This window comes from Tardiphaga robiniae (assembly GCF_001618955.1).
Lineage (GTDB): Bacteria > Pseudomonadota > Alphaproteobacteria > Rhizobiales > Xanthobacteraceae > Tardiphaga > Tardiphaga robiniae_A.
Genome location: NZ_LVYV01000045.1, coordinates 237380 through 253694 on the forward strand (window position 1 = coordinate 237380; position 16315 = coordinate 253694).

15 protein-coding genes are annotated in these 16315 nt (G+C 61.8%); 9 read left to right on the top strand and 6 right to left on the bottom strand.

Annotated features, from left to right (window positions below; all coding sequences use genetic code 11):
* Positions 1 to 2: 2 nt before the first annotated feature.
* Positions 3 to 1691 (bottom strand): hypothetical protein, encoded by a 1689-nt coding sequence (locus A4A58_RS23580; protein WP_139069925.1) that lies wholly within the window; start codon positions 1689 to 1691, stop codon positions 3 to 5.
* Between the two features lie 256 nt (positions 1692 to 1947).
* Between A4A58_RS23580 and A4A58_RS23585 the strand changes: the two genes are divergently transcribed.
* Positions 1948 to 2787, top strand: coding sequence for a metallophosphoesterase family protein (locus A4A58_RS23585; RefSeq protein WP_068736702.1), 840 nt, complete (start codon positions 1948 to 1950; stop codon positions 2785 to 2787).
* Here the strand turns inward: A4A58_RS23585 and A4A58_RS23590 are convergent.
* Positions 2714 to 3211, bottom strand: a complete 498-nt coding sequence (locus A4A58_RS23590; RefSeq protein ID WP_068736704.1) for a Crp/Fnr family transcriptional regulator — start codon at positions 3209 to 3211, stop codon at positions 2714 to 2716. The genes A4A58_RS23585 and A4A58_RS23590 overlap by 74 nt on opposite strands.
* Positions 3212 to 3462: 251 nt before the next feature.
* On the opposite strand from A4A58_RS23590, the gene A4A58_RS23595 reads away from it, so the two are divergent.
* From A4A58_RS23595 to upp, 3 genes are read left to right on the top strand one after another with little or no spacing between them, the layout of a single operon-like run.
* Positions 3463 to 4719: a GTP cyclohydrolase II gene (locus A4A58_RS23595; protein WP_068736706.1), complete on the top strand. Its 1257-nt coding sequence runs from the start codon at positions 3463 to 3465 to the stop codon at positions 4717 to 4719.
* A gap of 10 nt (positions 4720 to 4729) precedes the next feature.
* Complete coding sequence (locus A4A58_RS23600) at positions 4730 to 5974, top strand: URC4/urg3 family protein (protein ID WP_068736711.1); 1245 nt, start codon at positions 4730 to 4732, stop codon at positions 5972 to 5974.
* A 39-nt stretch (positions 5975 to 6013) separates the two neighbouring features.
* Positions 6014 to 6643: a uracil phosphoribosyltransferase gene (gene upp, locus A4A58_RS23605; RefSeq protein WP_068736713.1), complete on the top strand. Its 630-nt coding sequence runs from the start codon at positions 6014 to 6016 to the stop codon at positions 6641 to 6643.
* A 56-nt stretch (positions 6644 to 6699) separates the two neighbouring features.
* On the opposite strand, the gene A4A58_RS23610 is transcribed toward upp, so the two are convergent.
* On the bottom strand, positions 6700 to 8145 hold the full coding sequence (locus tag A4A58_RS23610) for a DASS family sodium-coupled anion symporter (RefSeq protein WP_068736715.1): 1446 nt from the start codon (positions 8143 to 8145) through the stop codon (positions 6700 to 6702).
* A 450-nt stretch (positions 8146 to 8595) separates the two neighbouring features.
* The gene (locus A4A58_RS23620; RefSeq protein WP_068736924.1) at positions 8596 to 9951 is read right to left on the bottom strand and encodes an NAD(P)/FAD-dependent oxidoreductase; all 1356 of its coding nucleotides are present in this window, start codon (positions 9949 to 9951) and stop codon (positions 8596 to 8598) included.
* Positions 9952 to 10218: 267 nt separating this feature from the next.
* Here A4A58_RS23620 and aat point away from each other — a divergent pair, with 267 nt between their 5' ends.
* The gene (aat, locus tag A4A58_RS23625; protein WP_068736926.1) at positions 10219 to 10905 is read left to right on the top strand and encodes a leucyl/phenylalanyl-tRNA--protein transferase; all 687 of its coding nucleotides are present in this window, start codon (positions 10219 to 10221) and stop codon (positions 10903 to 10905) included.
* Between the two features lie 15 nt (positions 10906 to 10920).
* Here aat and A4A58_RS23630 read toward each other — a convergent pair whose 3' ends face one another.
* On the bottom strand, positions 10921 to 11841 hold the full coding sequence (locus tag A4A58_RS23630) for a DUF2155 domain-containing protein (protein WP_068736719.1): 921 nt from the start codon (positions 11839 to 11841) through the stop codon (positions 10921 to 10923).
* Between the two features lie 225 nt (positions 11842 to 12066).
* On the opposite strand from A4A58_RS23630, the gene A4A58_RS23635 reads away from it, so the two are divergent.
* From A4A58_RS23635 to A4A58_RS23645, 3 genes are read left to right on the top strand one after another with little or no spacing between them, the layout of a single operon-like run.
* Positions 12067 to 12846, top strand: coding sequence for an SDR family NAD(P)-dependent oxidoreductase (locus A4A58_RS23635; RefSeq protein ID WP_068736721.1), 780 nt, complete (start codon positions 12067 to 12069; stop codon positions 12844 to 12846).
* Between the two features lie 26 nt (positions 12847 to 12872).
* Positions 12873 to 13820 carry an alpha/beta hydrolase gene (locus A4A58_RS23640; protein ID WP_068736723.1) on the top strand — a complete coding sequence of 316 codons (948 nt, stop codon included), beginning with the start codon at positions 12873 to 12875 and terminating at the stop codon, positions 13818 to 13820.
* A 28-nt stretch (positions 13821 to 13848) separates the two neighbouring features.
* Positions 13849 to 14340, top strand: coding sequence for a GFA family protein (locus A4A58_RS23645; protein WP_068736725.1), 492 nt, complete (start codon positions 13849 to 13851; stop codon positions 14338 to 14340).
* On the opposite strand, the gene A4A58_RS23650 is transcribed toward A4A58_RS23645, so the two are convergent.
* Positions 14337 to 15071, bottom strand: coding sequence for a GntR family transcriptional regulator (locus A4A58_RS23650; protein WP_068736727.1), 735 nt, complete (start codon positions 15069 to 15071; stop codon positions 14337 to 14339). The two genes, A4A58_RS23645 and A4A58_RS23650, sit on opposite strands and share 4 nt — an antisense overlap.
* Positions 15072 to 15234: 163 nt before the next feature.
* On the opposite strand from A4A58_RS23650, the gene A4A58_RS23655 reads away from it, so the two are divergent.
* The gene (locus A4A58_RS23655; protein WP_068736729.1) at positions 15235 to 16254 is read left to right on the top strand and encodes a TRAP transporter substrate-binding protein; all 1020 of its coding nucleotides are present in this window, start codon (positions 15235 to 15237) and stop codon (positions 16252 to 16254) included.
* Positions 16255 to 16315: the final 61 nt, after the last annotated feature.

A 16315-nucleotide genomic window follows, 5' to 3' on the forward strand; every position in this document is an offset into this window, starting at 1 on the left:
TATCAGGACGCGTTGGTATTCTGAACAGTCTCGACCAACTGCCGGAGCGACGTGATGTCGGTATCGCGGCGGGCTGCCGATGCTTCCGCAATGCGCAAGCGTTCACGCACGTGATCGACGAGGACCCGCTTCTGTTCGGCTGAAATTCCCGAGGGACGAAACGCGCCGACATAGCCGCTCAGACGTTCATTCGGAACATCCGCCATCCGCCCCATCAGACGTTGCACGTCACTCACGGTCCACCGTGTTGGCATGCTTCGTGCCCACACATCGCTTCCGCCATATCCAATTGCAAATACCGCGTCTTCAAACCGGCTTCCTTGCAGCTCAAACAACGTGTCGATGGCGTTACGCCGCATCGCATCTCCGCCCCGCACCATGATCATGAATAACAATTCCACACGCCCCCGGCCGAGCGCCGGCTCGCCAACGAAAAACGCTCTTGCCCGTTGCCTTATCGCATCTGGAAAGTCGTCGATTTGCACGAGGTGCCCCTTCAACGGGCTCGGCAAGAGAGCTTCAGGTGCATCCACCAATGGGTTGAATGCGAGTTCGATGATGCGGTCCCTCGCAAAATGCCGATCCACCTCTGGAAAGCCGAACAATGCTGCGAGTCCAGCCGCAATGCGGTTTGCACTCCCGCTTGCGAGCAAGCGATCGATACGCGGTTTCAGGACGTCGGCATGATCTTTGGAGTTGGTGAAGGCGATACGTGCCCACGCATTTATGGCAAGATTGGAAACTTGCGGGCGATCGAAGAAGCGCTCGAGATCGTCCATGATGGTCGCGGGCGGAAACGCGTGGAAAGCGTAGAGCTCCGCCTCAGGGATACCAGTGGCAGCCGATAGGAAGGTCTTGATGTCGATCGTCTGCCCCGCACTAATCGACATTTCTCCTCCGAATGCGAGAATCGCGACGGCATCGGGAACTGGAAACCTGATAGTCCCGCGAACCATCCGACCCAGCAGCCGCTCTCGCCCATCCATGCGTTCGCTGATCTCATGGATCACACCGTGGAATAGCCTCGGCAATACAGTTAAGCGGCCAGAGGTGAGGCGCTCGCGGATTATTAGCGCGTCGGAAAGCTCGGGAACAGGCCTGTCCGTCGCGCAACTATTCAAGAAACCCGCCCGAAGAAATTCAAGTTTGCTGGGCCATCGATCCGCGGTTTCGCACTCATCGCCCGTGCCGCGCCGATACAGTCTCCACTCCTTCGTCGTATCTCGTCTAAACGCGAGCGTGTGGGTCGATGTCGCCAGAATACGAACGCAGGCGACATCGCAATCCGCGCTTCCTTCGAAGCCGAGCACGACATGAGGACGGCTTGGTGGGTCGAGGCCCGATGTTGCGTAGGCGTTCACGGCCGTCAGGGCAGCGGTGACTGAAACATGTGTAGCGGTCACGACGACGCCGGCAAGCAACAGCGGACCGAGCACGAAGCCGAGGCGGAGTTTGACCAATCCGTATACGACGATCGAGGCTGGTATGCCAAAGATCAGCAACGGAATGATCCTGCCGAAAGGCACGAGCAACCACAGCGATGGGCCATGGAAAGCCCCCAGAAATCCCCACAGCACTGATGACAACGCAAAGGTCAGGATTGCCGAAACCAACACGTCCTTCGCGACACGCGACAAGCGGTTATGAGGATCGGGGACAACGTTGGCACCGTTCGCATTGGCTGCCACCACGGTTTCGCTCCTTCAGCTGCTCAATGAGGCACTACCTATAATTGCTCATTGTTAATCAAACAATTACTCGATAATCACTGCATGCCGTCGCCATCGACAGTGGCCATCGCGCGCGAACTCAGAAACGCGCGAGCTTTCGGCCGTCGTGCTGCACAAATATGCCGCACCAGCTCGTCTTGCGCGGTTCCATTGCGGGCCTAAACTGCATCCTTCAGTCTATCGATATTTTACTTCATTTCCGGCCCCCGGATTTCATATGCGCTGCCTCGTCGTGGCCGATTTGCATTATTCGCTGCCCCAGTTCGACTGGCTGCTCAGCGTCGCAGCACAATTCGACCTCGTGATCTTTGCCGGCGATGCGCTCGACATCGCATCAGTCGTGGATTTCCGTGCACAAATTCTGGTGGTTAAGAAGTATCTCGCTTTGCTCGCCGTGAATACGAAAGTGATCCTGTGTTCGGGCAATCACGATCTCGACGAACGTAATGCCGAGGGCGAGAAGATCGCGCGATGGGTTGGCGATGCCCGGGCCCTCGGTATAGCCTGTGACGGCGACAGCCTGATCATTGGCGACACGCTCTTTACAGTATGTCCGTGGTGGGATGGACCGCTTGTCCGCCAGCGTATCGAGCAACAGTTGCAGGCAGCGGCCACCGAGCGTGCCCGGCGCTGGATCTGGGTGCATCACGCGCCGCCAACCAACTCACCGACGAGCTGGGGCGGCAAGCGTTACTTCGGCGATGTCGAACTGGTGCAATGGATCGAGGCGCATCGGCCCGGGATGGTGATCTCAGGCCATGTGCATGAATCTCCGTTTGTCAAAGACGGCTCATGGTACGATCGGATTGGTGAGACCTGGGTGTTCAATGCCGGCCGCCAGTTCGGTCGACCACCGACTTACATCGTGCTCGACCTCGATGACGGCACAGCGTTCTGGCTATCGGCGGAAGGCGCTGACCATATCGATCTGAACGCTCCGCTGCAGCGTCCGGCGTTGCCGATCAAGACCGCACCGCCATGGCTCAGATCCTTGGATCGCCTTGACGATCCGAGTGTCGATCAGAACCCGGCGACACCTTCGTCGGCGACAGGTTGACCATGTTCTCCAGGAGTTCACCGACCATCGACAGATGCGTCCCGTGGCCGGCATACTGCTGCTTGATATCAGCGAGATAGCTCGTCGCCACATTGAGACGTTGCGCAAGCAACCGCGCGATCATCAGCGCGACGGTCGGGTGGTCCCGCAGGAAATCGTTCGCATTCTCAAATTCGTAAACCGATGTATCAGTGGCAGCACGTACCGTGGCCGTGTGCGGCTGCTCGAGGAGCACCGACATTTCACCCACCACAGCACCGGGTTCGGTCAAACTCGCAACCACAGTGTCGCCCTTGACGATATCGAGCTGCCCTTCGATCAGCACGAACAAATGCCCGCTGGTCTGTCCTTCCCGGATGATCGTATCGCCCGCTGCAACGCTGTGCTTCACGCCATCGCTGCAATGATCCAGAACGGCGCGCATATCAGGCACTCCAACATGGTTGATGAAGCGTATGCTCGCCGTGACGATCGCGTGACACAAGGCCCGAATGCGCTGAAATTGTCGGCAACGGGCGCATATTGGGGGCGGCGAAGCTTGTGGGACATCCCGTGCCGGCTACCGCATCTTTCGCCCTGTTGCATTTGTTTGAGAGATAGTTATAGTTAGTTGCTTCCTTAGCAATAAGGCCCGTCCTTTCAGGCGGGCCGTTGCCATTTTAGGAGGCCTTTGCGATGAGCCGTTCCAACCGGATCGATCATATTCGCCTGACGTCGCATCCTGCGCCGGGCGCCAAGCATCACTTCCCGATCCAGTGGGGCGCAGCCTCCGCACGCGAACGCGGGCCGATCATTGGCACCGTTTCCCGCCCGCAGGACCGCAACGTCATTGGCACCCATGGCGGCTCCTATTCGGTCTATCGCGCGCTCGCGGTCTCATCTGGCGCGCTTGATCCGCTGAAGCGTCCCGACCTCACAAACACCCATCCTGCTGCTATCGTCGGGCCTTTCGGACAATGGACCGATCCCGAGAAGATCGTCTCGCTCGATCCCTGGGGTCATCTCGTTGCCGAGAACTTTGCGCCCGAGATCGCCGAAGGCATCGATATCCGCCCGAGCATTGCGATCACCAAGGCGCGGCTCGATCTGCCCGAGCTGCAGGCCGCGATCGCTGGCGGTCGCCTCAAATACGACGGCGACGTCGTGCATGCCAATGGCAGCGTCTCCGTCGTCAAGATTGCCATCGATCCCGTGTGGTATCTGCCCGGTCTCGCCAAACGCTTTGATACCAGCGAGAACAATCTGCGCCGCCAGCTGTTCGAACAGACCGCCGGCATGTTTCCCGAACTCGTCACGCGGCCTGACCTGCAGGTGTTCCTGCCGCCCATCGGCGGGACTACCGCCTATCTGTTCGGCGACGTCAGCAAGCTGCCGGATCACACGACCAAGATCACCTGCCGCGTCCATGACGAGTGCAACGGCTCCGACGTGTTCGGCTCCGATATCTGCACCTGTCGCCCCTATCTCATTCACGGAATCGAGGAATGCGCACGCGCCGGGCAATCCGGCGGGCTCGGCATCATCATCTACAACCGCAAGGAAGGCCGCGCGCTCGGCGAGGTCACCAAGTTTCTGGTCTACAATGCGCGCAAGCGTCAGGAAGGCGGCGACGCCGCTGCGCAATATTTTGAACGCACCGAATGCGTCGCCGGCGTGCAGGACGCGCGCTTCCAGCAGTTGATGCCGGACGTCGTGCACTGGCTTGGCCTCAAGCGGATCGATCGCTTCATTTCCATGAGCGACATGAAGCATGATGCGCTGACCAGCCAGGGCGTCGAGATCGTGGAACGCGTGCCGATTCCCGACGACATGATCCCGGCCGATGCGCATGTGGAGATCGCCGCCAAGAAGGCGGCCGGCTACTTTACGCCGGACCCGGTGACACCGCAGGATCTGATCGACTCCGTCGGTCGCGGGCTTGAGAAGTATTGAGATATCAGCAGTGAATCCCCAGACCCCGGAAGCCTCTGCCGCCCTCTCCTTGCTGTCAGCTCACGCCGTGCGCACCCGTGCGCAACGCATGCTGACCCTCGGCCTCGACGACAAGCTGCCGAACTTCCGCATCGATCTCACGCGCATGGACGACGTGATCAACCTGGTGCTGGACACGACGCGCGCCTCCTATCCGTCGCTCAACGTCCCGTTCCATTCGCGCTGGCGTCACTTCGTCAATGCCGGCGACAATCGCTGGGCCGACGTCGCGGGTGGCATTTCATGGCCTGATCGCGCAGCACGCGGGCGCGCGGAATTCGATCTCGCCATCACCAGTGTGTTCCTCGACGCGGGGGCCGGTCCGACCTGGCGCTATACCGATCCCCAAACCGGCGCGGCCATCGGCCGTTCCGAAGGTCTCGGTCTCGCGAGCCTCGCGATGTTCGCCAGCGGCACGTTCTCTGCCGATCCCGCGCAGCCACTGCGCGCCGATGCCAGCAAGCTCGCAGAGCTCGACGTCAACGATCTCAAGCGCGGCATGCAGGTCTCCGACACCAATCCAATGGTCGGCATCGACGGCCGTGCCGATCTGCTGCGCCGGCTTGGCGAACACGTAGCGTCGAAGCCCGATGTGTTCGGCACGAAGGATACGCCGCGGCCCGGCGGATTGTTCGATCGCCTGGCCTCGCTGGCTGACAATGGCCGCCTGCCCGCCCCCACCATCCTCTCGGAACTGCTGCTGCAACTCGGCCCGATCTGGCCGTCACGGCTGACGCTGGACGGCATCGCACTCGGTGATTGCTGGAAGCATCCAGCGATGACGACCTCGGATGCGACGAGCGGCCTTGTGCCCCTGCACAAGCTGTCGCAATGGCTGGCCTATTCGCTGATCGAACCACTGCAGACAGCAGGCATCGATGTGATCGATATCGACGGCCTCACGGGATTGGCCGAATATCGCAATGGTGGCCTTTTCGTTGATGGTGGCGTCTTGAAATTCCGCGATCCCGCTGACGCCACGCGTGAGCACGACGTATCGTCGCCGCTGGTGGTGGAATGGCGGGCACTGACCGTGGCGCTACTTGACCGCGTCGCCGGCGGCCTGCGACAAAGACTGAAGCTCGACGCGACGTCGCTGCCGCTGGCCAAGGTGCTCGAAGGAGGCACATGGGCCGCCGGTCGCATCCTCGCGCGCGAGCGCCGCGAGGATCATTCGCCGCCGGTGAAGGTCATCAGCGACGGTACGGTGTTCTAGCTCAAAGACGGTTTTACACTCTCGCAACGGATGAGGTTCATGGACGGCGTCACGATCGTTAATCACCCGCTGGTGCAGCACAAGCTGACGCTGATCCGCGACAAGAACCGCTCGACCAAGGGCTTTCGCGAACTGCTCAACGAAATCGGCATGCTGCTGTGCTACGAGGTGACGCGCGACCTTCCGCTCACCGATGTTGAGATCGAAACGCCGATCATGAAGATGACCGGCAAGGAAATCGCCGGCAAGAAGCTAGTCTTCGCACCGATCCTTCGCGCGGGCCTCTCTTTCGTCGAAGGCATGATCGGCCTCGTCCCGTCAGCGCGTATCGCGCATATCGGCCTGTACCGCGATCCCGAAACATTTGTGGCCGTGGAATACTTCTTCAAGGCGCCGACCAATCTCGACGAACGCCTCGTCATCGTGATCGATCCGATGCTGGCCACGGCGAATACGGCGGTGGCTGCCATCGATCGCATCAAGGAGCGCGGCGCCAAGGATATCCGCTTCGTTTGCCTGCTGGCAGCGCCGGAAGGCATTGAACGTCTGCGCGGCTATCATCCGGACGTCCCGATCTGGACCGCGGCGATCGATGATCGGCTGAACGACCACGCCTATATCGAGCCGGGTCTCGGTGACGCCGGTGACCGTGCTTACGGCACCAGGTAACGAGGCGTAGCAAAAAGCGGCGCCTCCCACCACGCGACGCTTCCTTGGACAGTGGCTCAGTTGATCATCAGCAGCCAAGGCATCACGACCAGCAGCAAGCCGGTGAAATAGATCAGCCCGAAGATCAGGCCGAACTTCCAGAAGTCGGCCTTGCCGATATAGCCGCTGCTAAAATACATCGGCGCTGGTCCGGTGGCATAGGGCGAGATCACGCCCATCAGGCCAAGCGAATAGATGCAGAGCAATGTCAGAGTCGACATCGGGATTCCGGGAATGCTCGACCCCACCGCCAGCACGACAGGCAGCATCGCCGCCGCGTGCGCCGTAATGCTCGAGAAAAAATAGTGGATCCAGAAGAAGATCGAGACCAGCAGGATCATCGCGATGGTCGGGCTGAATGTGGCGAGCGGAGCCGCCAGGCCGGCGGCAGCCCATTTGATGAAGCCGATGTCGTTGAGGCCGGATGACAGCGTCAGCAGCGATGTGAAGTAGAAAAACACCTCCCACGCTGCTTTCTCGGCGATGATGTCGGAAAACGTGATGACGCCGGTGACGAGCATCAGCGAGATCACAACGAACACCACCATGGTCGCATTGATGAAGTTCGAACCGAGGCCAGGCAGCGAGATGTCGGGATTGGATCCGGTGATCCACAGGAACATCGCAAGCACGACCAGTCCGGCCATGATCCATTCACTGCGCGACAACGCCCCCATCGATGCGAGTTCGCTCGCGCTCCACGCCACGATCTCCGGGCTTTCTTTCACCTCCGGTCGGCAAATAGCGTAGCTCAGCAGTGGCAGAAGCAAAATCAGCGGCACGCCGAGCGGCGCGAAGCCGATGAACCACTGTGACCAGCCAACGTCCACGTTCACGATCTTCTTGGCGATGCTCAGTGCAGCCGCATTGGGCGCAAGCGCGGTGAGGAACATCGAACTCGTCACCGCGGTCGCCGCGAATGCGGTCCACATCACGTAGGTTCCGATCCTGCCGGCTGTCGGACCCGGCTCCGATCCGTAGATCTTCGGGATGTTGCTGACAATCGGATAGACCGTGCCGCCACTGCGCGCGGTGTTAGATGGCGTCGCCGGCGCGAGAACAAGATCGGACAGCGCAACGGCGTAACCCAGTCCCACCGTGTTGCGCCCGAGGCCGCGAACCAGCAGCAATGCCAGACGCCTGCCAAGGCCGCTCTTGCGATAGCCGATCGAGAATACGAAGGCGCCGACGATCAGCCACACCGTGCTTTCGGAGAATCCGCTCAACATCCAGCGCAGCGACTTGTTAGGATCATGTTCGACATATCCCATCACGCCCGCAAAGGTCAGACCGATCAGACCGACCGCGCCAACAGGCATAGATTCCAGGATTAGGCCGGTAATCACCGCAGCGAAAACGGCAAAATAGTGCCACTGATTGGCGACAAGCCCCGCTGGGATTGGGGTGACGTAGAGCACCAGCCAGACAGCGAGAGGTGCAATCTTCTTCCAGCTCAGCGACACAGCATCTCCTCCGGCGAGCCGAGCCGCCGTACCTGCGACAATACGTCCGGCAACGTAACACCAGTTGTTGCCCGGCGAGCAACCGCCAACGCGATCTGCGCCGCATGTATCACCATCTTAGAGCGCGCCTCTCTTGCCTTTCGCATCCGCAACAAACGTCGCGCTGGCATGCAGCCGGGTCACGCACGGCGTTGCGCCGGCAGCCCCGAACGCGACATGGAGCGGCAGGAAATGCTCGTCTATCGGATGGTATTCTTCACCGCATGGGGAGCAAGCCGAGGACAGATCATGCGTGAAGCTGCCACAGCCGGTCATCGGCACATTACGTGCGCGTAGCTCGCCGGTGCGTACAGTCAGGCGACGCTCTCACGCTGGATCAGCCGCCGCCCACGCTTGGCGGCATCCATGGCGTCTTTTTTGCCAAGCCACCCTGGCAATCGTCCCGGGATTTCAGCGCGCCGAACTGACGCGCTTCTCCTCGCCGCTATGCGACGGCACGGATTGGCTGTCGACTACGGCACGCCCCTGCGTGATTAGCCGCGCGCCGCGCTGATCCAGCGTGTGGATCCACAGCCAGTTGATCGCAACCGCAAGACGATTACGCAGCCCGATCAGGAAGTAGATATGGGCGATGCCCCAGATCCACCACGCCAGCGCGCCGCGCAGCCTGATGCGTCCGAAGTCGATCACGGCGAGCTTCTTGCCGATCTGTGCGAGACTGCCGTCGTGCGAATAGCGAAACGGTGCGGGCGTCTGACCACGCAAACGTTGTTTGATTGCTGACGCCACATAGCGCCCTTCCTGCTTTGCTGCCGGGGCAATGCCAGGTACCGGCTTGCCATCAGGTGCAGCAATGGTCACGGTGTCACCGACAGCAAATATCTCGGGATGACCCGGCACTGTAAGATCCGGGTTGACCTGCAGACGTCCGGCACGATCGGCGGCCACATTCAGCCATTCGGCAGCCGGCGACGCGCGCACGCCTGCCGCCCAGATGATCGTCCTGGCGCCGAGTGCCTTGTCGCCATAGACAACGCCATCGATGTTGCAATCCGACACGGCATGTCCGAGCGCGACTTCGACGCCGAGCTTCTCTAGCGAGCGTTGCGCATAGGCAGACAGTTCTTCGGGAAACCCCGCAAGCACCCGCGATCCCGCTTCGATCAGTACCACGCGGGTCTCGCGCGTATCGATATTGCGGAAGTCCTCCGGCAACGTCACGCGCGCCAGTTCGGCGATCGTACCGGCGAGTTCGACACCGGTCGGCCCGGCGCCGATGATCACGAAGGTGAGCAGCGCTGCACGCTTCACGGGATCGCTCTCGCGTTCGGCACGCTCGAAGGCTGTCAGGATACGGCGACGGATGGTCGTGGCATCTTCCAGCGTCTTGAGGCCCGGCGCGAACGGCTCCCATTCATCATGGCCGAAATAGGCATGGCCGGCACCCGTGGCGAGCACCAGCGTGTCATAGGGCAGCGTCTGCCCGTCATCGAGCAATACCCGGCGCGCCGCCGCATCCACGCCCGTCACGGTGCCGAGCAGTGTCGTCACATCCTTGCGTCCACGCAACAGATAACGGATAGGCCAGGCGATCTCGGACGTCGCCAGCGACGCGGTCGCGACCTGATACAACAACGGCTGAAACAGATGATGGTTGCGGCGATCGACAATGGTGATGCTGACATCGGCACCGGTCAGCCGATACACAGTCTCCAGGCCGCCGAAGCCAGCGCCGACAACGACCACGCGATGAGGCGTTGTCGTTCTGGTCGATGCCTTGCCGTCGATTGTCACGATATTCGTCATGGTGAACAGGCTCCCTGCCTGCATCCTGATAACTATGCCCGTCGCCCGAACAATCAAGCAACAATCGGGCGCGCCAGGCCGGTTGTTGAGCGGTTCCAGATTGATCAGCCCGCGTTGGCGTCAGTGTGGCCTGCGCGGCCAGGACCGATCCAATAAGTAAGCCAAATGCCGGGCATAAGCATTGCTTGGTTCGTGCCTCAATCCGCTCAGCGCCTGCTCAGCGCCGAGACCGTCGCCCGCGCCGCCTCCGCCTGCTATGCTGGCCGCATGAGCTCACGCGACTCTGCCTCGTCCGAGGTCACGCCCGAACTGCTGCTGCGCGCCTATGCCTGCGGCATCTTCCCGATGTCGGAAAGCGCCGACGATCCCGGCCTGTTCTGGGTCGAGCCCGAGCAGCGCGGCGTCATTCCGCTGGATGGGTTTCGCATCAGTTCGCGCCTCGCCCGCACGGTGCGCTCCGACGTTTTCACCGTGACCGTCAACACCGCCTTCAAGCGCGTGATGGCCGAATGCGCCGCGCCGAAGCCGGGCCGCGAGGACACCTGGATCAACACGCGGATTCGCGACCTCTATGGCGAGTTGCACGAGATGGGCCATGCCCACAGCGTCGAGGTCTGGCAGGACGATACTTTGGCCGGTGGGCTCTATGGCGTCTCGCTCGGCCGTGCCTTCTTCGGCGAGAGCATGTTTCATCATGCGCGCGACGCCTCGAAAGTGGCGCTGGTGCATCTTGTCGCGCGGCTGATCGCCGGCGATTTCAAGCTGCTCGACACCCAATATGTCACCGATCACCTGCTGAGCTTCGGCGCACGGGAAGTGCCACGCGCCCGTTATCGTAAGCTGCTCGACGCATCGCTCGATGGCATCGCAGAGTTCGACAAACTGCCGACGGATTTCCCGCTGAGGGGTGCAACGATGCTGGACATCATCGCAGGACGGAACGGCGCCTCTTAAGACGCGCCGTAACGCTTACTGCCGGAACGCCGGGAAGCCCGGTGGCGGCTGCAGGGGCTGCTGCTGGGCACGCGGCTGCTGCTTCGGCGGGGCGCGCTTCTGAGCCGGCGGCGGAGCGCGTGGCGCTTCGGGTTGTGTCGTCGCAACCGTGGCTTCCGGCTGCTTACAATCGGTCAGCCAGATATCGTAGATCGGATGCTCGACGCCGTGCAGGCCCGGACTGGCCGCAAACATCCAGCCGGAGAAGATGCGCTTCACTTCGCCCTGCAGGGTGATTTCGTCGACCTCGACGAAGGCGTCTGTATTCGCGGCCTCAGTGGCCGGACGCGTGTAGCAGGCGTCCGTCTTCACCCGCAGCGCACCGAACTGCACAGTCTCGCCAATGTCAGCGTCGAAATTGATGATGCGGCCGGTGATCTTGTCGAGACCCGAGAAGCTGGCCTTCTTGTTGACGATCTTCTGCGCCGGCGGCTCGGTGACGACCTCATCGCCGGGCTGCAGCGTGGCAGGCGTCGGCGGCGCCACCTTCGGTGGCTGACGGCCACCGGGAGTGGCGGCAGGCGGCGCGTTGGCGACGCCGGGCTGTTGCTGCCCTGGCGCGGCCGGCTGCTGGGCCTGTCCCTGCCCCGGCGCATTCTGCGGAACGATGGTGGTGTTGCTGCCCGGCGGCGGCGCAAGCGGCTGCGACTGGACGGCCCCAGGCGGCGGTGCGCCCATGCCGGGACGTGTCGGCAGCAGGCGGCCCTGCGGCAGTTCCGGCACCTCTTCCTCGTCGTCCATGGGCGGCGGGGGTTGCTGGCCACGCGGCACAGCGCCCGGCGGGCGCGGCGGCGGATCGCCGAACAGCGGACCGAACTGCGCCTGCACAGGTGCAGGCGACAGTGAGGTGGCGGCCAGAAGGGCCGCAAATCCGGCAATGGTCAGGGTTCGCAACATGCGGCGCGGCTCAATCGAGAATCAGGCTCGCGACATTGTAGGAGAATGGCCGCGTAATCGCCTCCGGTTAACACGCCGAATGCGGCGGCGAAAGGGCACCCTGCTCCCCATACCGCCCGACTGGTCAGGTCATTCTCCCCGTGAAATAGTCCACATCAGGCAGGCGCGCGATGCGCGACCGGCCATCAATCCGGAACAAACCGGAGCATGGGGAGAACGTTCAAGATGACTGACGGAATCCGTCTGGACGGCCGAATTGCCGTCGTCACCGGCGCGGCCGGGGTGATCGGCACCGAGACCATCCAGTTGCTGGCGGCGCGCGGCGCCAAAATCGTCGCGGTGGATCGCGATGCCGGCGCCTTGAAACGCGCCGTCGCAGAACTCCCCGCTTCCGCCGAAGCACTGGCGCTCACCGCCGACGTCACCAGCGAGGAAGACGTCATCGGCTATGTCGCCGCCGCCGTGAAGCGCTTCGGCACCATCGACATCTTCTACAACAATGCCGGGATCGAGGGCACGATCACGCCCATCGTGAAGATGTCGCTCACCGACTTCCGGCGAGTGCTCGACGTCAATGTGGTCGGCGTCTTTCTCGGCATGAAGCACGTGCTGCCAGTGATGCTGAAGGCCAACAAGGGCTCGATCATCAACACCGCGTCCATCGCCGGCGTGATCGGCTCGGCCGAAGTCGCCGTCTACAGCGCCAGCAAACACGCCGTGATCGGCCTCACCAAGAGCGCGGCGCAGGAATGCACCGGCACCAATGTGCGCGTGAACTGCGTTTGCCCCGGCCTGATCGACAGTCGCATGCTGAGTGCGATCGTGGACGCACGCGTCGGCCGCGGCGCGCCTGCCCCAGTAGAGAAGGTTGTCGATCGCGTGCCGCAGCGCCGGCTCGGTCTCGCCAGGGAAGTCGCACCGATCGTGGCCTTCCTGGCCTCAGACGATGCGAGCTACGTCACCGGCTCCGCCTACACCGTCGATGGCGGTCGCACCTCCGCCTAAACATCCAAAAACCAAGAGCAGATCACATGCCCGTTGTTCTCGATCCCGATGCCGCTGCCGTTCTCAACGTCTTCCGCGATGCCGGGCGACCACCCTATGAGACGATCTCGCCGCAGGAGGCGCGCGAGTGGTATTTGAAAGCGCGCCCGGTCGCCAATCCCGAACCGCCGGAACTGGCGTCGGTGACCTCCATGACGGTGCCGGGCCCGGCCGGCGCTATTCCTGTGCGCGTCTACACGCCGAAGACCCTGCGCAAAAAGGACGGCATGTCGCCGTGCCTGGTGTTCTTCCATGGCGGCGGCTGGGTGATCGGCGATCTCGACTCCCATGACGTGGTGTGTCGCATTCTCGCCTATGAAGGCGAGATGATCGTCATCTCGGTCGACTATCGCCTCGCGCCCGAGCACAAATTTCCCGCCGCCATCGACGACGCCATCGCCGCAACGCGCTGGATCTCCGACAATGCCGCGCAGCTCAATGTCGATGCCAACAGGATCAGCGTCGGCGGTGACAGTGCCGGAGGCAATCTCGCCGCGATCGTCGCCATCGACGCGCGCGATAATCGCGGACCGAAACTCGCCGGCCAGTTGCTGATCTATCCCGCCACCGACTTCCGCATGAGCCATCCCTCCCACAGCGAGCCGGAAACCAGCTGCCTGTTGACGCACAATGTCATCCGCTGGTTCGCCGACCACTATCTCACGGGCAAGGCCGACGTCGACAACTGGCGCGCCTCGCCTGCCCGCATGGACAAGCTCGCGGGCCTGCCGCCGGCCTATGTCATGACCGCCGGCGCCGATCCGCTGCGCGACGAAGGCGATGAATATGCCAAGCGCCTGTCCGACGCGGGCGTGGCCGTGGAATACAAAACCTATCCCGGCCAGTTTCACGGCTTCATCACCATGGGCAAGATCCTGCCCAAGGCGAATACGGCGCTGCACGAGATCGGCAATTGGCTGAAAGGGTTGGGCTAACGCTCGCGGCGCCCGAGGAGCGATCACGATGAAAAAACCGGAGGCGATCGCAACCGGCGCAGCGGTGAAGGGCCAATGCCTTTGCGGTACGGTCCAATTCGAAATCGATTTCCCCGCCCGCTGGGCCTGGCACGATCATACGCGCGCGACGCGACGCGCCCATGGCGCGGCCTATGCGACTTATGTCGGAAGCTGGCGCAAACGTTTTCATATCACGAAGGGAGCGACCGGAATTACGCGCTTCGAAGACACTGCATCAGGCAGCGCGCGAAGCTTCTGCACACAATGCGGCACGCCGGTGTTTTACGAGCGCGCCCGCTCGCCGCATATGGTCAACATTCCCCGCGCGCTGTTCGGCAGCCGCACCGGCCGACAGCCGCTTTATCATATCGGAATCGAGGAGTTGCAGGAGTGGACCTACACCGGCGAACCGCTGGTTCCGCTCAAGGGCTTTCCAGGCGTCGTCTGGGAACGTCCGGGAAGAAAGAAGAAACGGACTCCCAGCGACGAGCCATTCTAGGTTTTCGGTTTTCTGCGCTGCTGGATGGTCTGCTGCCGCGACGGAGCCGGTCTCAGCCAGTCCGAATTGCCAAGCGCATGCTTCACGCAGTCATGGATGTGGGTGTGCAGCAGTTTTCGCGCCTTCGCGGAATCCCGTGCCAGCGCGGCGTTCATCAGTTCGCGATGCTCGACCGCAGCGACCTCGCCGCGAAATACCACAGCCAGCATCTGATAGCGCAGATATTTGTCGTAGGCCGCTGACAGCGCATCGAGCAGCACCTGCGATCCGCAAGCCGCGATCAGCGCGCGGTGAAATTGCCAGTCGCACTGTTTCCAGGCCTCGGTCTTCGACTTGTCGCCGGCCAGCATGGCCTTTTCCATGGCGGATAGTTTGTGATGCGCGGAGACAACCAGCGCCTCCCAGTCGAGATCGCCTGATTTGAAAGACTGCTCGATGGCATGGCCTTCCAGCAGTTCGCGCAATTCGGCGATCTGCTGGAATTCGGTTGCCGAGATCGACGTAACCTCGAAGCCGCGCTGGCCTTCGGCGACGACGAAGCCTTCCGAGCACAAACGGTTCAGCGTCTCGCGCAGCGTCGAGACGCTGGTGCCATAGGCGACGCTCATCTTTTCCAGCTTCAGCTTCTGGCCGGGCTCGAGAGTGCCGAAAATCACGTCGTTGCGGATGCGCCGATAGGCGCTGTCGCCGACGGTCTCTCCGGCGCGATCCGCAATGGGGGTATCCAGCATGAAAGGTCCTGGTGACGAGGAATGGTCGCGTTGCGCCACCATACATCACCCCGCGCCTCAGACACAAATCATCATAGATAATATAAAATATAGGTTGATTTTTGTTTTATCGTAGATGACGGTGGCGCCAAGAAGTAAAAATACCATCCAAGGGAGCTTCAACATGTCCGTACACTCGAAGTCCGCCGTCTGGCTTGCCGCCATCGCCGCCACCCTCGCCATCGCGGGCGGCCCTACATCCGCACAGGTGCAGGAGCGCACGATCCGCTGGGGTCATCTCAACAACACCGATCATCCCGTCAGCAAGGGCGTGCAGAAGTTCACCGAACTCGTTGCGGCCAAGAGCGGCGGCAAGATGAAGGTGCGCGAATATCCCGCCAACCAGCTCGGCTCCGAGATGCAGCAGCAATCCGCACTGCGCGCCGGCACGCAGGAGATGCAGTCGCCAGCGACGACTTCGCTGGTCGGCATCGTCAAGGATTACGGGCTGATCGATTTCCCGTTCATCGTCTCGACGCCGACACAGGCCGACGCACTGCTCGATGGCCCGTTGGGTTCAGCCCTGCTTGCCAAGCTGCCGGAGAAGGGTCTGATCGGTCTGGGCTACTGGGATCTCGGCTTCCGCAACGTCACCAACAGCCGCCGCCCGATCACCAAGGGCGAAGACCTCGACGGCATCAAGATCCGCGTGATCCCGAACCCGGTCTATCTCGAGACCTTCAAGGCGTTCAACGCCAATCCGGTGCCGATGAGCTTCTCCGAGCTCTACACCGCGCTGGAAACACGCACGGTGGACGGCCAGGAAAATCCGTTCTCGGTGATCCTGTCGAACAAGTTCTATGAGGTGCAGAAATATCTCAGCGTCACCAACCACACCTATTCGACCAACATCATCCTGGTCAGCAAGGTGTTCTGGGACAAGTTGTCCAAGGACGAGCAGAAGATCCTGCAGGATGCCGCCAACGAGGCCCGCGACTATCAGCGCAAGGTCAGTCGCGAACAGGCCACCGCAGCGATCGAGGAGCTGAAGACGAAGGGCATGGAAGTGAACGCCATCGCTCCGACCGAGCTTGCGAAGATGCGCGACAAGACCAAGCCGATCGCGGCAAAATTCTCCGCCGACTACGATCAGGAGATCGTCAAGCTGTTCAACAGTGAACTTGAGCGCGTTCACAAGGACTGAGCTTCGTACTGTCCGACGACCAACTAACGGACGATCCCACGCTCATATGCGAAAGCGCCCA

What these genes read in the sequence shown, in the direction of transcription:
- A4A58_RS23620 (WP_068736924.1), bottom strand. Translation starts at nt 9,951, where the DNA reads ATGACGAATATCGTGACAATCGACGGCAAGGCATCGACCAGAACGACA.
- A4A58_RS23635 (WP_068736721.1), top strand. Translation starts at nt 12,067, where the DNA reads ATGACTGACGGAATCCGTCTGGACGGCCGAATTGCCGTCGTCACCGGC.
- A4A58_RS23650 (WP_068736727.1), bottom strand. Translation starts at nt 15,071, where the DNA reads ATGCTGGATACCCCCATTGCGGATCGCGCCGGAGAGACCGTCGGCGAC.
- upp (WP_068736713.1), top strand. Translation starts at nt 6,014, where the DNA reads ATGGACGGCGTCACGATCGTTAATCACCCGCTGGTGCAGCACAAGCTG.
- A4A58_RS23655 (WP_068736729.1), top strand. Translation starts at nt 15,235, where the DNA reads ATGTCCGTACACTCGAAGTCCGCCGTCTGGCTTGCCGCCATCGCCGCC.
- A4A58_RS23640 (WP_068736723.1), top strand. Translation starts at nt 12,873, where the DNA reads ATGCCCGTTGTTCTCGATCCCGATGCCGCTGCCGTTCTCAACGTCTTC.
- A4A58_RS23630 (WP_068736719.1), bottom strand. Translation starts at nt 11,841, where the DNA reads ATGTTGCGAACCCTGACCATTGCCGGATTTGCGGCCCTTCTGGCCGCC.
- A4A58_RS23645 (WP_068736725.1), top strand. Translation starts at nt 13,849, where the DNA reads ATGAAAAAACCGGAGGCGATCGCAACCGGCGCAGCGGTGAAGGGCCAA.
- A4A58_RS23590 (WP_068736704.1), bottom strand. Translation starts at nt 3,211, where the DNA reads ATGCGCGCCGTTCTGGATCATTGCAGCGATGGCGTGAAGCACAGCGTT.
- aat (WP_068736926.1), top strand. Translation starts at nt 10,219, where the DNA reads ATGAGCTCACGCGACTCTGCCTCGTCCGAGGTCACGCCCGAACTGCTG.
- A4A58_RS23585 (WP_068736702.1), top strand. Translation starts at nt 1,948, where the DNA reads ATGCGCTGCCTCGTCGTGGCCGATTTGCATTATTCGCTGCCCCAGTTC.
- A4A58_RS23595 (WP_068736706.1), top strand. Translation starts at nt 3,463, where the DNA reads ATGAGCCGTTCCAACCGGATCGATCATATTCGCCTGACGTCGCATCCT.